The organism is Halococcus sp. IIIV-5B (assembly GCF_003602035.1).
Classification (GTDB): Archaea; Halobacteriota; Halobacteria; order Halobacteriales; family Halococcaceae; genus Halococcus; species Halococcus salsus.
Genome location: NZ_QZWE01000001.1, coordinates 165815 through 181165 on the forward strand (window position 1 = coordinate 165815; position 15351 = coordinate 181165).

Genomic DNA, 15351 nt, shown 5'->3' on the forward strand with positions numbered 1-15351 from the left:
GAGTATTAGTACTCCTATCCATGTGGATTGTTATTACATGTGAAAAGACGTGGAGGCCGAACCCACTCCGGACATCAACGATTTGCTAATTCGATGCCCCGAATGTGGTAGACCCTTCTTGGAAGAAACCGCTATGAAGAGCTACAAAACCGCGAGTCACTAACAGCATGGTTTTAGTCGCTGCTCAGATCGACATGCTGGCGTTCCCACTCGCGACGGGCTTCAAGTTCGCGACGGCCGCGCTGGGTAACTGAGTAGGCGTTTGTGCGCTTGTCAATCGCTGAAACTTCGATCAACTCCATGTCGGCAAGCGTGTCGAGATTGGGATAGAGTCGACCATGATGAATCTCACCTGCATAATCCTCTTCGAGGGAGTCCTTGATCGCGAGGCCATGCGGTGGAGTTCCGTTCTCAAGCCCAGCGACTACGTACAAGAGGTCGCGTTGGAAGGCGGTCAGGTCGTCCATCATAGTACCCTGATACGTCGAGAAACAGACGGATAAGTATATCGGGTAGAAAGCCAGTTTGAACGACTATCAGGCGTCGACTTGAACTGACTGTGTAGATACAGTTCCGAGTCTAGATCGGTTTTCGGCCGCGATTGTATCCTCAACGATCGGTACCTACGAGTAGATGGTTAACTGAACTCAGCGACCTCACTACCAGTGCTCGTTGAGTGTACTCATAGTGAGGCCTCCTCCCACACAGTGCATCGTTCCCCTACCAAGCGAGTCTAAGGGTCTTATCCGCAGAGAGCGACCAAAATGGCCTTCGGCCGTCGACAGACAGTAGGGGATTCGTTCTCAGCGTTAGACAGTATATTCGATCGTTATCGCTGGGTGATTGTGATTCTCTGGTACACACTGGGCGAAGGCCTTGTCGTTTGTCAGAATAGTCGGGTCACGCTCGCTATGTTTGTAGGCGAGCATGAGGATAGGAACGTCCTTTGCCTGAATACCGAGCGACTGAGCAATAAAGCCCACATAGGTATTGTTTCGAGTCTCGTCAAGGATAGTCTGAGTCATGTCTCGGCTCGAGGGTGCTTCTAGAAGGCCGGTCATCCGGTGCATTCGAGCGAGAAACGTTGTTTGTGCTTCGTCACACTGAGCGGACGAGAGCTGTGGCGTACGCTCGAACGCGTTCAGAACTTCTTGAACCATGTAGGCATTGATTGCTGAGAGCGTCTCACCACGCTCGATGTTGTCGAGAATTCCCGCTGCGCGGCCGTTCTGACCGAGGAGTCCAAACACCCAGAGGTTCGAATCAAGGATGACCACGCTGGCGCTACTGTCCGTAGATGGACTCAGCGGTTTCCTCGCGCGATTCCGTTACTGCGTCGGCGAGATCATCCGGATCGATATCCTCACCGAGTTCCTCAAGTCGAGCTTTGAGCGCCGCTGATTCTTCGGGGTTTTGCTCGGCGTTCGCAAGCAGCTGTTCGGCTCGACGTGCGGAAATCACACCGTCGGAGTTCACATCGCGAAGATGACTTCGGCAGGCCTCCTTGATGAACTCGCTTTTGTTGGTGTAAAAGCCGGTTTCGTCGAGGAATCGCTCGATCTCCCTATCAAGTTCTTGGGGGAACTTGACACTGACGTGGGCGTAGTCCATAGTGATACTATCGTATTACGCCAGCGTAAATGCTTCGCCGTTCTGGTTGGGAGGCCAGAAGAACGGACGTCAACAGAACATAGGCCATTATCCCACAGCTGGTTGATATAGGCGAAATTCGAGAGAACGGTCATGTTAAGAGCGCTTGGATGGATTGGAATATCGTCAATTGTCATTTAGCGTGTGACTTCTCGTCCCCCATCGACTCATCACTAAATTCGAGTTCTGCCGCAGCCTCAGCCTCGTAGGCCGCATCCTCCTCATCTACAAGCCCAAGGCGGAGTTCTCGGAACCATCTCCTGGCATCTACCGTTCAGCGTGTATCTAGTCTCTGTCCCGTTGGGGATACTCGCGTATCTCACGGTCCCCGAACTCGAACTGGAGTCGATCCAGAGTAATGAGACATCCCCGACGGGTGGTGTTCGAGGTCTCATGGTCGTATTCGTCAAAACACCGCTCTTGTTGCTCGTCTACGGCCTCTACTTTGCGACGAACACCCTGCTCTACGTGGTCACGATCTACTATCCATAGCTACTCTCGGGATTCGGCGTCTCCTCGTCGTTCACGCTCAGTCTCTATCTCGCCGCCATGGGACTCGCCGGCGGAGTGAGTGCCTACTTTTACGGCCAGATCAGACAACGACACGACTATCGTCAACTCACACTCACGGCGCTTTTTCTGTGGGTAGTCGGCTTTGTGGTCGCGGGAGTCGCTTCAACCCGCTATCTGGCTATCGTTCCCGTACTACTGTTCGGACTTGGTCAAGGACTCGTATTTCCAACTGTGATGCTCTGGGTTGAGGAGTTAGTGCCGACAGACAGGCAGGGGCAGTTCAGCTCCTATATTGCGATGGCGGGCTACACCGGTCAGTTTCTCTCGCCGGTGCTCTTCGGCGTCGTCGCTGGACCTTTTGGGACTCGAAGTGTGTTCGTCGCCGCCGCAGTCTTCGCAGGTGTCTCGTTTCTCGGGTCAGGTGTTCAATACGTCGCACATTGAATCCAAAATCAGTCTGCTTTTCTTGTCCTCCGGATTCACAGTTCTCACGACCAACATCGATTGGATCGACCGTACGTCGTTGACTGACAACCTGCTATCAGCCCTTAAGTGTAGCGGATGGCGGCATAAAATTACTTTCCCGATGCCGAGCGACAGCGGAAGGCACTTGCGTCCCGTGCTATGGTGAACCGCTGGTGGGGATCACGCCGCAAACACTGGTCTAGGAACCAGCGTTTGAAGAGACTTCATGAGTTTTCCTATGCATTGAGAGCACCAGTCTCAACTTCCGTTGCGCTTCGAAGGATGTGGTTAGAACCGGCACAGAGGGGCTGTAGTGTAGGATCCAAAGAACGAACGAGACTGAGCAGCTACCGAATCAAGATTAAGCGTTCCATTCAGACTGATAGCTGGTTATAAGCGCACCTGAGAGGTGTACTGAAGAATGCTGTAGGTCAGACATTGAACGCTCTTATTTGTTGGCCAAAGCAACCTCTATAGAGCGATCGACCAATCATCAGACAGTACCCCCAGAAGGAAGTTGAGTGGACCTACTCGTCCACACCAAGATGCTTGCCGAAGTTCGGCTGACCGGCGGACGCCGTCATCGCACCATCAATGACGAGGTCGTGACCGGAGACATACGAGGCGTCACTGGAGGCCAGGAACACCATGCCATCTGCGATCTCCTCCGGCTCGGCCCCGCGTTCGAGAGGTACCCGTTCGCCGTAGTCCTCCATGATCGCTTCGTTGTCCTGAAAGTCCTGCGTGGCGTCAGTGAGAACCAGTCCAGGGCTCACACTGTTGACGCGAACTTCCGGGCCGTGATTGATAGCAAGTGCCTTTGTTAGATTCTTCACACCGCCTTTCACAGCGTTGTAAGCTTCGAGGCCGTAATCTCCACCACTACCAGAGATCGAGGCCGTATTAATGATGCATCCGCCCGATTCCTCCAGGTGTGGCATCGCTGCCCGACTTCCATAGAAAACGGAGTTTAGATCCACGCCAACTGCAGTATCCCAATCGTCGTCGCTGAGATCAGGGACATGGCCAAACATCCCGACTCCAGCATTGTTCACCAGTATATCGAGTCCACCGAACTCCTCAACAGTTTCCTCGACGAGTGCGTCGATCGACGACGAGTTACTCACGTCTGCCTCGACAACCAGCGTCTCACCCTCAAGCGAATTTGCGACGTCTTCGGCCGCTTCAACATCGATATCTGCGAGGGCAACTGAGGCCCCTTCTTCGGCGAAGCGGGTTGCGACTGCCGCTCCGATCCCCGCGGCGGCACCAGTAACGATCGCGCGCTTTTCTGACAATCGATTTGGCATCCCCGACATTTCGTCATGAGGAGATTAACACCTTTTGCTTCTCTGGCGCAGTCTGGTCAAGAATATGCTTGACTGGCGTTCATCAATCGAGTGGCCGGTTCAGTCGACCGCTATCATAATAGTGAACCCGTCACAGCTCAACAGGGACTGATGGATTCGAGAGTTAATAGAATTAGTGTACAGAGAAGTCCGACGGCACTGTCTAGTTAAGTGAATTCGAGCGAATGGATGTTGCTATTCTATGAATTGGGATCAGTTCAGACCACCAAGGTAGATCGGGCAGCTGAGAATCGCTATCGCTCGACAACCGAAGAAATAGCTCTCACCATCTACTCCAGACGAACCTCGTGTCTCAAACCCCTGAAACCAGCTGATCGCGCTTAACTAGACAGTGCCGGTCCGACAAGCTGCTCTACGCATTGAGAGCACCAGTCTCAGCCTTTGTGTGCATTTTGGAAAGTGCGACTGTAGCATGTACAGAGGGCCTACAATGCATGGTCTCAGAGGAATAGCGGAATCGGATTGCCGGCAAATCGGAATTAAGCACCCAAATTATTTTGGATTTTTGACTTGGATCGTAGCACGAAATATCCATTGACAATAGATTTCCATTTTAACGAGTCGCTCAGATAGTTATTTCGAGTTTTACATTTTGAGCGGATTGAGCTATTTCAATCGTAAATGGTGGGTTGCGCGTCGTCCATCCTTCTGCCTCGTCAAACTGCATGAATGCAATTTCATCGAGGGAAATCTCGATTGAGACACACTCACCTGCTGGAATGAGTCGGGAGCTAAAGCCACCGAGTTCCCGAGCGGGTCGTTTGGAGTTAGCGGTATCTGCCGCGCTTACGTATGCTTGCACTACTTCACGTCCGTCCCGATCTGCAGTGTTTTCTACGTCAACCCGTATTTTTCGGTTGTTCACGATCTCCGCGGAGTGATAGACAAAATCAGCGTAAGATTGGCCATGGCCAAACGGATACGTTGGTTCGACGTTGGCCGCATCGAAGTACTTGTACCCAATGAATAGTCCTTCACTGTACTCTACTTCACCGGCCGCTCCAGGAAATCGGTTTTCAGTGGAGGTTGGATAGTTCTCCTCCTCCGCGAAGGAAACAGGTAGACGGCCACCTGCATCCACATCGCCGAACAGGACCGAAGCGATTGCCTCGCCATCAGACTGCCCAGGGTACCATGACTCCAGTATCGCACTCGCCTCGTCTCGCCATGGAAGTTCGACTGGACCACTGGATTGCACTACAACGACAACATTGCCGTTGACAGCCGCTACCTCTCCGATTAGTTCGTCTTGCTGGCCTGGAAGTCCCAGTCCATCTCGGTCCTCGCTTTCAGATGCCGTATCTTGGACTACGACGACAGCGACTTCAGCATCCGATGCTGCGTCTATTGCATCTGCAAGTTGGGGGTCTTCGCGTTCTACGGCATCTTCCTCCTGCTTACCGAAAAACGAAACTTGTGAGATTTCAGGGATTCCACGCTCTGTCCGAACTCTTCCGTTTGCACGCTCCTCAATTCCATCAGCGGTTGAGATCTCGTAAAGGGAATCGATCTCGGATGAACCACCACCTGTAGTAGTTTGTTCGATACCAGGCCCAATGACTGCGATGTCAGCGTCCTCGTCCAATGGGAGAACCCCCTCATTTTCCAGAAGCACCGTTCCTCGTGCAGCCGCTGATTTCGCGATCGATCGGCTATCGTATTCCTCCGACGGGGCCATCCTGTGGCCATCCAATATTCCGAATCGTTTCATCTGTCTTAGGATCCGTACAACCATATCGTCAAGGCGGTCCTCCGAGACGTCACCTGCTTGAATAGCCTCCAAAAGTGGTTCTGAGAAGCGATTGTTGTTAGATCCATCCGGCATACCTCCCGGATCAGCTGCTGTCTCCTCGAGAGCTTGCCCGTCACCCCTGTCGGTCAGGTCGAATCCAAGCGCTTCCCACATCTCCTCACGAGTGACACCGGGCATCTCGAGATCTAATCCGGAGTTGGCAGAGGAAACCGTACTCACGGTTCCGAACCAGTCCGAAACGACGAAACCATCGAATCCCCATTCATGCTTCAATATCCTTGACAGAAGGTCTTCATTTTCGCTCATGAATGAGCCATTGACGCTGTTATAAGCGGTCATTATCGAACCAGCGCCTGCCTCCACTGCCGACTTGAATCCGGGTAGATAACATTCCCTAAGTACCTTCTCGTCGACGACGACATCGACTGACGTCCGGTTTGTTTCTTGGTTGTTGGCTACGAAGTGCTTTGGTGTCGCAATGACGTCCTGTGATTGTATTCCCTCGACAGTAGCACGGGTGAATGCCGACGTCAGAACTGGGTCTTCCGAGTAGTATTCGAAATTGCGTCCTCCAGTGGGGACACGGATCAAGTTCAATCCAGGGCCCAGCAACACGTCTATATTGCGCTCTCTCGCTTCTCGTCCCATCGCGGCACCCTGCTTCCGAGCTATTTCCGGATCGAAGGTTGCTGCCAAACTGATCGAAGCTGGAAAAGAGGTTGCTGGCTTCCCTTCAGCGTGAACGCCGAGTGGACCATCAGTCAATCGAAGTTCCGGTATATCGAGCCGTTCGATACCTGAGATGTATCCAATGGCTGTGCTTTCCGGGTCTACTGCCCCGTGAACTAGTTCGATTTTTTCTTTAATGCCGAGCTGCTCAACGACCTCGTTTACGTCAGTAGCTTGCTCCGTCATTCAGCTAGTACCCTGGTGTCTGTCCGTATAAATATGGCAGGTACGGAAGCGGACCATGCGACGACAGGGTAGTTAAGGACGGACAACTGAAGAGTGGGCCTGGCCCACTGCCAGACCGTATCTCAGTTTGTTTGTCCGTGCTTTTGAACGTTCACGTCTTCAAAGGATACGTCTCGTTCTTCAACATTCACATTCAACGACCCCACTGACTCAATCTCTGCCTCGATACTATCACCATCTACGAGCGGACCGACACCTTCTGGGGTGCCCGTGGTGATGATATCCCCCGTCTGCAGCGTAGCGCCGATTGAGGCATACTGAACGACGTCTGCACAGGTATAAACCATGTCGTTGGTATTCGCTTCTTGACGTGCTTTGTCGTTGACCGCAAGTGAGAGGTCAAGATTCTGCGGGTCATCGATCTCATCGGGAGTAACGATAGCGGGACCAACAACAGTGAACGTATCGTAGGATTTTCGATTCGAACGGTCTTGGTCGCCACGAACGGAGATGTCCAGAAGAACCGTGTAGCCGAAGATGTTCTCCCAAGCTGTTTCGTTGTCAGCATCCTTCGTCTCTTCACCCATAACGAAACCCAGTTCGACTTCGTGGTCGATACGACGGTCCTCGAACGGGATAACGATATTCTCGCTCGGACCGATGACGCTGGACGGTGCCTTGAGGAAGTAGCCTTTGTCCTTTATCGAGAACCATTCATCGGTCGTGATATCTTTGTCTGCAATGGCCTCCTCAATGTGAGCTTCGTAGTTGAGTGGAGCCGCAATGACTTTGCCAGGGCGTCGAACGGGCGACTCAAGCGTCACCTTATCTATACTGTGGTCAGGATCACTATCTACGAATTTCTCGGCGTTGTGCTCACCGGACATATACTCGATAAGCGGGTCTGCCGAAGTGAGACCAAGTCGATCGGTGAGGTCAACGATGCCGTCGTCGGTTAACAGGCCCAGCTGGTTACCGTTGTAGCGTACGAAACGCATACTGCAGATGGGATTGTAGACAACTTAAAGTCATTGCCTTAGCGATCCGAAGATTTCGAGTATGAATAGCTGCTCACATGCTACTTCCCACCGCCAAGGTGAGCACGAGAAACTACAACGTACGGGAACCGAACGCTCGTATTCATCACTTAGAAGGTTCAGCTTCGGCGTAGAGATTGAACGCCTCGAATACCGGTCGGTCGGTCATTCCAAGGAGAATCGCTTCAGTATTGGGTTCATGATGGTGGACCTCGGTGGGAGGAACGACGAAAATGTCCCGTTGGTCCCATTCGAATGTCTCGCTGCCGACATGGGTGGCCCCGCTCCCCTCTACGACGAAGTAAACCTCCGTCGAGCTGTGAAAGTGACGGGCGGTTGGTCCGTCGTTCAACAGCTGCGCTCGGAAGGACATCGTCGGAAATAGCGGCGGTTCTCCCGTCGCTGGGTTCACGTACGAGAGGCTGTATCCATCGTACGGGTCAGGGGTATCGTTCTGGGCTCGTTGTCTGAGAGCTTCCAGTGTGTCGTCCCATCCGAAGCGGTACGGGGGCGTGGCTTCACAATTACCTTCGAACGGTCCCGGGATGTTGTCTTGTCTTGTTGTTTCAGTGGAACGGACTCGGCCGTACTGAGAATCCCAATATCCCTGTGTCTTGGTAACCGGCTGGCGGTCCAGCTCGTGGTTCTCGAAGACTTGTTTGCTGTTCAGCGAGTCGAGCACCAGCGGTAAGTCCAGTACATCGAGCCACGCTGCTGTTTCGTCGCCCTCGTTGATGTGGTCATGCCATTCCCACTGGGGAGTGGTAACAAGATCGTTGTCCTTCATCGGGAACTCTTCACCCGCGACAACCGTCTTCATGTCTTCATGACCGTCAATAGCAAACCGGAGAGCGTTGGCAGAGTGCCGATGGGAAGGTGCGGTTTCACCCGGTGAGACAGTTTGAACACCGACGTAGATCGTGTTCGAGATCGCATGCGCCGCATTGATCGGAACGGCGACTCGACGCTGGAATCCCGGCGGTAAGTCATTGATCGGCACATCGTCTTCGATGCCATCTATGGCAGCTTGAATGTTCTCCCACTTCCAGATAGAGGGCTTGGGGTTTTTTAGAGCATTTCCCATGTCGTTTTCAACCTCCCAAAGCGGTTGGAGGTCGTGGTCGTCCAAGATCGACCGAGTAGCAGAACTCAGTTCTAAGAGATCCGCCGATGGTTCTTGCGGCATAACTACTCAGTCAGCGTGATACGGTATAAATGTGGTGAATTATGTTTATTTATTGACTTGTTCGTCGAAGACTTCCTGCGAGGCGAAAAGCATCCGACAATTCTCACAGACCATCTGTCTCTGGATGGCATACTCCCAGAGCTTGCCGCCACATTCGAGGCAGTCGAAGTGTGCTTGAACGAACGGGTCCGATCTCGCGTAGGGATTCTCGAAATCAGCCATGTGGGTATGTCGGAAGCGGAGAATGAAAAAGTATTGTAATTGAGTCTCGTTACTGCTGGGGGGCTAAGTGTGTATACTTATATTCCTCCCGAAAGAAGCTTTCCTGCACCGCTAACGCGTGTACTCCTGCCGAGTTTGTTGAGTATATCGTACGTCGTTGCGACACTTGCCGACAGGACTGGCTTGCCGAGACGGTCCTCAGCAGCCTGAATCGAAGGGAGTGAGGGCATCTGAACACACGACGAAAGGACGACTGCATCCGCCTGCTCGTGGTCGAGGTCGTCCATGTGGTCAAGCAAATCGGCCGGATCAAGCTTGGCAACTTCGAGATTGTCGGGACACTCGAGACTGATAGAATCCACGACGTCGATACCTTCTCCCTCGAAGTAATCGACGACGGTATCAGTGAGATGTTGAAGATACGGGGTGATAACCGCCACACGCTGAGCCTCAAGCGCATCAAATGCGCGAACGAGTGCGCCAGCACTAGTTACTACTGGGGCTTCGCCTCCGTTCTCAGCAGCAGCTTCGTAGAGGGATGTTTCGCTTTCTTCGTGGTAGCCCGGACCTTGTGCCATAATACCGATGAGACAGGCATACGCCAAGACATCGCATCGTGCGTCGGCAAGCTCGATCGCACATTTTTCGCTCTGTTCATCCATTCGGCGCAGTTCTTCAGGTGTGACTTCCTGCATTCGCATCCGACTGGAGTGGAACGTATACGATTCATCATAGATGGCCGGTCGGCCTCGTAACATAGCGGGGATCTCCGTTTCCATAGTAACATTTGAACTCGGAACTATGAGGCCTACGCGGAAAGTGCTGTTGCGACCCATAGCGGTCAACTTAATGAGGGCACGTATAGATGTTCCTATAGGCGCCAGATCTTTGTCACTGCATTTCAGGCGCAGCATAGGACCGAGATCACATCTTAAAGAGAACGGGGTTCGAGAAATTCTGGTTACGAGCAGCGTTCGATGCCATCGAACACAACTTCGATTACCATCGGTCTCCCCAGATAAGCGGTAGGCGCTGTCTAAAGTAAGTAGTTCACAAATTAGCTTAATCAATATGCAAGATAGATCGCTAACACGCTGCCAGCTACCACGATAGTGCATATCCCAGGTCTCTAGATGATCTCATCGAGACTCTAAGCTACGAACACCTCCATCTCGTTGACTAGTACGACTACTTTCTCCATCGATGTAACACGAATAGGGGCGTTATAATTTTATGTCTCAGAGTGTGTTCGCTGCCATCGAACAAACTTGAGTCAGGACTGTATGACTCCAGTTATGGTAAGCCTTATCAGTTCGATTTCCTACTGATTCACATGGCAAAAAAACGCTCCAAGGAACGAGGTATTAAGTCCGATGAGACTTTGTTCTCTATTATCGAACAACTACGGAGGTCGGGGGGCGCAGGAGTGACTGAGCTAGCGAGTGAACTTCAGCTCGCGAAGAGTACCGTTCACGGCCATCTGATGGCTCTTCAAGATAGACAGTTCGTGGTCAAGCGTGGTCGATCGTACCATCTCGGGTTAGAATTTTTTAACTACGGTCAGTTTGTACGGTCCAAAATAGATATTTTCCAGGCTGGTAAGTTCGCTGTTGACAGACTAGAAGAAGCTACCGGAGAGATGGCTTGGTTGATAACACACGAACAAGGAAGGGCTATGTACATCTACGGTCGGAGTGGGGAAAATGATATCAATACTAATTCCCTCCTCGGTCGATGGGTTCATATGCATTATAACTCCGGCGGAAAAGCAATCCTTGCACATCTTTCACGAGAGCGCGTTAATCAAATTATTGACCAGCATGGGCTTTCCGCGAAGACCAATCAAACAATCACCAGCAGAGAGGAAGTCCACAAAGAATGCGCCCGCGTCCGCGAGCAAGGGTTTGCACTCAATTTCGGTGAAGACCTTGAGGGGATTCACGCAATCGGTGTTCCCCTAATCTTCGAAGGGGAGATTCAGGGCGCTCTGAGCGTTGCTGGTCCTGCCCATCGGCTGTCTGAAGAACGCTGTCAGAGCGAATTGTTTGAGCAACTCCGCGCCGTAACTGATGAAATCGAATTGAATCTTGCCTACCAGTAATTGATAGCTGCTGCTGGATAATGAGATATGAAGTCAAAAAGGAGATCAATTCAGGGACTATATACTAATTATGTAGTTTGTGTGTTGCGAGGGAACATATAGAGAACTATTTTGGAGAGTATCCAGTCATTTGTAGAGGTGGTATCTCGGAGATGCTAATGAGAACTATCAATGGTGCCTAAGGAACCTATCTGGATTGGATTCGCTGACTCTGGCTTCATCGAAAAACAAGAGCAGTTGTTATATTGACAATTTCTACGTGTGTTGTAGCGATATAAACTTGTAGCTAAACTCGAATTATCCAATAATTCAGCCAGCGATAGAGAACATCGATAATAGTTTATCCATCGAGTCTTTATCGTTGATCGAGATGACAAAACAAGACCATCCAAACATAGTTATTGTACTATGTGATCAAATGCGACGACAGGCTATGAGTTGTGCTGGTAGTTCAAATATATCAACACCAAATTTAGATCGTCTTGCACAGAATGGTGTTCAGTTCACGAACGCTAATTCTACTAATCCTATTTGTGTTCCAGCTCGGCAATCTCTACTAACTGGAAAGCATCCTCATACTCGGAATTCACATCATCATTGGCGAATGTCTCCTCAAGAACGAACGTATGCACATGAATTTAATGAAAGCGGTTACCAGACAGGGTACATTGGCAAATGGCATTTGGCAGATGTTGGACGCAGTAGACCAGTCCCAGAGCACCTTCAGGGAGGATTTGACTATTGGAGAGGGTTTGAACTGAAAAACGACCCATTTGACACGGCTTACTACAAAGATAATGATCCAGAGCCACACCAAATTGAAGGGTTTCAAACAGATGGGCTCTTCGACCTTGGGATCAATTTCATAAGTAAATCCAAGAATAGCGAGGAACCATTCTGTCTGACAATTTCTGTTGAACCACCACATCCACCATTTACTGCTCCGGAGAGATATCTACAAGAGTGGGAAAATCGTAATGTCCAGATACGTCCGAACGTCCCGTATCCAAGTTCCGATCCTCCTTTGAATATCATCAGTGAACCTTATTCTAACTGGGGAAGCCAAGAAAACGCGTCAGAAGAGCTCTATCAGCAGTACGAATATCATGGAGACACTTTCTTCGATGAAGCGAGAAAATACTACGCAATGGTGAAAAATTTGGACGAGAATATTGGGTGTCTACTGGATGAATTGTACAGACTCGAAATCCGAGATGAGACTGCCCTTATCTTCACTTCGGACCATGGAGAAATGCTAGGGTCTCATGGGTATATGGGAAAACAGCATCCTTATGAGGAGTCTGTTGGCGTACCATTGATAATATCTTATCCGAGCGATGGTATTGAGTCTGGTCAGCAGATACATGAACCAACCTGTACCGAAGATTTGCTTCCAACATTCCTTGGCTTAGCAAATATTGATACGAGTCAAGATCTACCTGGAGAAGATCTTACACTGCTGATGGACGACAGCAAAAATAGCTTGGAAAGGAATGGCGTTTTGTTAGAGTTTGTCCGCGAGATAAGACCAAAACACCATTATTATGAAGAGACATGGCGTGGATTTAGAACGAAGCGATACAAGTATACCGTCAAAGGTTATGATAATATGAGTGTGGGTGCGTTCACTGACTGGGGAAAACCTTGGCAACTCTATGATCTTGAAAAGGATCCTTACGAGCAAGATAACCTTCTTGATAATCCGGACTATCGAGGAATTGTTCAGAACTTACATGGCGAACTCAGGAATGCACTTATTCGCTACAACGATGATTATGCATTGGAATCTGCATTTGGTTATGAGAGCCTCAACACACCAGATATTTAATGTCGTATGATGATACCTGTCTGATATATTTTTAAACCTAGCGACTTGTATTTATCACATAATAATTGGATTGTAATTATCAGTTGCAATTTCTCACATATCCAAAATAGTTGTTGGGCAACACTGAATGTAATTGTGGAAGTATAGATCCCATGGCCGTCTCCAGTATCGAAGGATCTCAGCACCGTCTGCTCTTTGGGTCCGACAGTCAGTGTCTCCTACTCTAGTGCATTGATTTCATCTTTAAGTAGTATGGTTGCCGGGTCTTGCTCAGCTTTGACCAGGAACACTTCCTTTTCCATCTCAACGGTCAATGGTGAACTTTATATATGGGGACTTATGATGTACGACGGAGACAGAGATGGTTGACAAGCCTAAACTTAGTTGGATTGGCGGATTAGCTGTAGCGCTTGGATTGAATATCGGGGGAGCACTGTGGACGAAACCGATTGTAGCTGGATATTTGGGTGGACCAATTGCTTCCCTTATGATAATTGTCGCCGTAGTTCCAATTATCCTAGCTGCACCTACATATATATTATTGACAAAGGTCTGGCCCATCTCTCCAGGCCACTACTACTATCCTACACGGTTACTCTTGCCAGAAAACCAGAGAATCAGTAAGCTCATTGGATGGGTTTCTATTTGGGTCTCAATAATAACGGCTTCATTTGTTTTACTTCCTGTACTCATGTATGCTGGAGCATCCTACCTACATGCTCTCATGCCGGCCGTTTCAAGCTCAACGTTCAGTGTATTGTTGATTATTTGCACAATCAGTGTTGTTTGGTTCGGTTTAAGAGCGGTCGGGATAATTGAGATTGTTTTTGCTGCAGCACTTGTCGTTATCGTAGGTATCATTCTTTCTGGAGGAGTTATAAATATCCGGCCAGAGAACTTATCGCCAATTATGCCTAATAGTCTTGTATCAACACTATCTACAGTAGGAATTCTATTTACAACAATATTCTCTGGGCTGAGCCTAGTAGATCTCAGTGGTGACATAGAAAACCCGGAGAAGGTATTCGGGAGACTATTAGTACTCAGTACAGGAGCTACAGCAGCTATTTCTGGTCTTGTAGCACTTGTTGGCGTTGGAGTGGTCCCATACTCTGAGTTGCAGGGTCAGACACTGCGATATGTCACTAGCCAATTTCTCCCTTCTTCTTTGTTAGTATTGTCTACAATAGGTTCGTTGATTGCAGGTATAACCTCAGGTATCGCTATACTAACCATCATAGGTAGATTCGTTAGAGCCACTGCTGAGGATAACCTACTTCCTGGATTTATGGGAGAAGAGAATCGCTTCGGTGAGCCCAAATACCTCTTAGTACTCATTGGTATTACATCCATAACAACGGTTGTACTCGACGTCCCTATCACATTGATCGTTACTGGTGGATCACTAGCCTCTGTCGGCCGAATAGCAATTATGTGTATAACTGGTGCTCGTCTTCCGTCCTCTCGTCCAGATTTCTTTGAGAAAGAATCTGTTCAAAATACTTCGTATCTAACTCCAACTATTGTTCGATGGACAGCAACAGGTGCGGCGATCTGCTTGATAGCTATGTGGATATCTTTGGCATTGCAAGACTTCATTGGCCTACTATCATACGTTATATTTGCAGTAATCGGGATTTCTATCTATGGGTATCGATGGCTACAGGATAAAAGGGACCCACAGTTTGATTTCTATTCTAATTCTAATGTTTCTGTATCTAACAGATCAGATTGACTCACGGCATCCTAAATTCATTAATTATAATTTTGCAATATGTAAGGATACAAACAACGTTACTAGATCAGTTTCTACAGTGATTCAACCGGTAAGTGGTCGTTGAGAGTCTGGTGAATGCCATCTCACTTTTTATGGAACCGGTCCACCTGTATCGCATGTATCAGGTACTGCTCCCTGATGACGAGTACAGGTGATCGTAGAGTTATTTCGAAGATCGAGTCTAAGTCAAATTTTAATGCAGAGGCCGCCGCTGAAATCGCTGACGACCACATCATGATACCATCACAAAGGCACGTAAACGAGTTATCCATTAATTCGACACTAAGCAATCGAGTAATGCCACTTTCGAGGACCTCATGTTTTAGCCTATCCAAATAGGACGGACGGAGTCGCGACAATACGGCCGGTCGGACTGACACAGCGGTTTGCATGAGACAAACAAAAGCAGCGAACCAAAATACCTAATTTTCTTCGCAATTATAACTACAAAAGTTCGATTATTTGTGGATTTTCTGATCGATTAGATAATAGATATTAGTACGCTAGCGACTGTCACTCTGATTGTTGGTACGT

General features: G+C 49.4%; 13 protein-coding genes and 2 pseudogenes. 5 read left to right on the plus strand and 10 right to left on the minus strand.

Annotation, left to right across the window (positions count from 1 at the left end; all coding sequences use genetic code 11):
* Positions 1–173: 173 nt before the first annotated feature.
* The 4 genes and pseudogenes from D3261_RS00695 to D3261_RS20915 all read right to left on the minus strand — a co-directional run.
* A complete protein-coding gene (locus D3261_RS00695; protein ID WP_120068200.1) occupies positions 174–467 on the minus strand; it encodes a PadR family transcriptional regulator in 294 nt (97 codons plus the stop codon).
* 342 nt (positions 468–809) lie between these two features.
* Positions 810–1277 (minus strand): hypothetical protein, encoded by a 468-nt coding sequence (locus D3261_RS00700; RefSeq protein WP_120067760.1) that lies wholly within the window; start codon positions 1275–1277, stop codon positions 810–812.
* Positions 1278–1284: 7 nt separating this feature from the next.
* Positions 1285–1611: a ribbon-helix-helix domain-containing protein gene (locus tag D3261_RS00705; RefSeq protein WP_120067762.1), complete on the minus strand. Its 327-nt coding sequence runs from the start codon at positions 1609–1611 to the stop codon at positions 1285–1287.
* A 172-nt stretch (positions 1612–1783) separates the two neighbouring features.
* A pseudogene (locus tag D3261_RS20915) lies at positions 1784–1897 on the minus strand (UPF0175 family protein); the annotation flags it as partial.
* A 53-nt stretch (positions 1898–1950) separates the two neighbouring features.
* Here D3261_RS20915 and D3261_RS20515 point away from each other — a divergent pair.
* Both D3261_RS20515 and D3261_RS20520 read left to right on the plus strand, forming a co-directional pair.
* Positions 1951–2142 carry a hypothetical protein gene (locus tag D3261_RS20515; protein ID WP_233553788.1) on the plus strand — a complete coding sequence of 64 codons (192 nt, stop codon included), beginning with the start codon at positions 1951–1953 and terminating at the stop codon, positions 2140–2142.
* Between the two features lie 36 nt (positions 2143–2178).
* Positions 2179–2607, plus strand: a pseudogene (locus D3261_RS20520) (MFS transporter); the annotation flags it as partial.
* Between the two features lie 548 nt (positions 2608–3155).
* On the opposite strand, the gene D3261_RS00720 reads toward D3261_RS20520, so the two are convergent.
* From D3261_RS00720 to D3261_RS00740, 6 genes are all read right to left on the minus strand, one after another.
* Entirely contained in the window at positions 3156–3938 is a 783-nt protein-coding gene (locus D3261_RS00720; RefSeq protein WP_120068203.1) for an SDR family NAD(P)-dependent oxidoreductase, read from the minus strand.
* A 625-nt stretch (positions 3939–4563) separates the two neighbouring features.
* Entirely contained in the window at positions 4564–6666 is a 2103-nt protein-coding gene (locus D3261_RS00725; protein WP_120067764.1) for a glycoside hydrolase family 3 protein, read from the minus strand.
* 122 nt (positions 6667–6788) lie between these two features.
* Positions 6789–7664 (minus strand): fumarylacetoacetate hydrolase family protein, encoded by an 876-nt coding sequence (locus D3261_RS00730; protein WP_120067765.1) that lies wholly within the window; start codon positions 7662–7664, stop codon positions 6789–6791.
* A 145-nt stretch (positions 7665–7809) separates the two neighbouring features.
* Positions 7810–8889 (minus strand): cupin domain-containing protein, encoded by a 1080-nt coding sequence (locus D3261_RS00735; protein WP_233553790.1) that lies wholly within the window; start codon positions 8887–8889, stop codon positions 7810–7812.
* 45 nt (positions 8890–8934) lie between these two features.
* Positions 8935–9111 carry a hypothetical protein gene (locus D3261_RS20205; protein WP_199693849.1) on the minus strand — a complete coding sequence of 59 codons (177 nt, stop codon included), beginning with the start codon at positions 9109–9111 and terminating at the stop codon, positions 8935–8937.
* A gap of 77 nt (positions 9112–9188) precedes the next feature.
* The gene (locus D3261_RS00740) at positions 9189–9947 is read right to left on the minus strand and encodes an Asp/Glu racemase (protein ID WP_342764734.1); all 759 of its coding nucleotides are present in this window, start codon (positions 9945–9947) and stop codon (positions 9189–9191) included.
* A 497-nt stretch (positions 9948–10444) separates the two neighbouring features.
* On the opposite strand from D3261_RS00740, the gene D3261_RS00745 reads away from it, so the two are divergent.
* The 3 genes from D3261_RS00745 (at position 10445) to D3261_RS00755 (ending at position 14775) form a co-directional block, all read left to right on the plus strand.
* The gene (locus D3261_RS00745) at positions 10445–11212 is read left to right on the plus strand and encodes an IclR family transcriptional regulator (RefSeq protein ID WP_120067767.1); all 768 of its coding nucleotides are present in this window, start codon (positions 10445–10447) and stop codon (positions 11210–11212) included.
* A 370-nt stretch (positions 11213–11582) separates the two neighbouring features.
* Complete coding sequence (locus tag D3261_RS00750; protein ID WP_120067769.1) at positions 11583–13040, plus strand: sulfatase; 1458 nt, start codon at positions 11583–11585, stop codon at positions 13038–13040.
* A gap of 361 nt (positions 13041–13401) precedes the next feature.
* Positions 13402–14775 carry an APC family permease gene (locus D3261_RS00755; protein ID WP_120067770.1) on the plus strand — a complete coding sequence of 458 codons (1374 nt, stop codon included), beginning with the start codon at positions 13402–13404 and terminating at the stop codon, positions 14773–14775.
* Positions 14776–15351 lie beyond the last annotated feature (576 nt).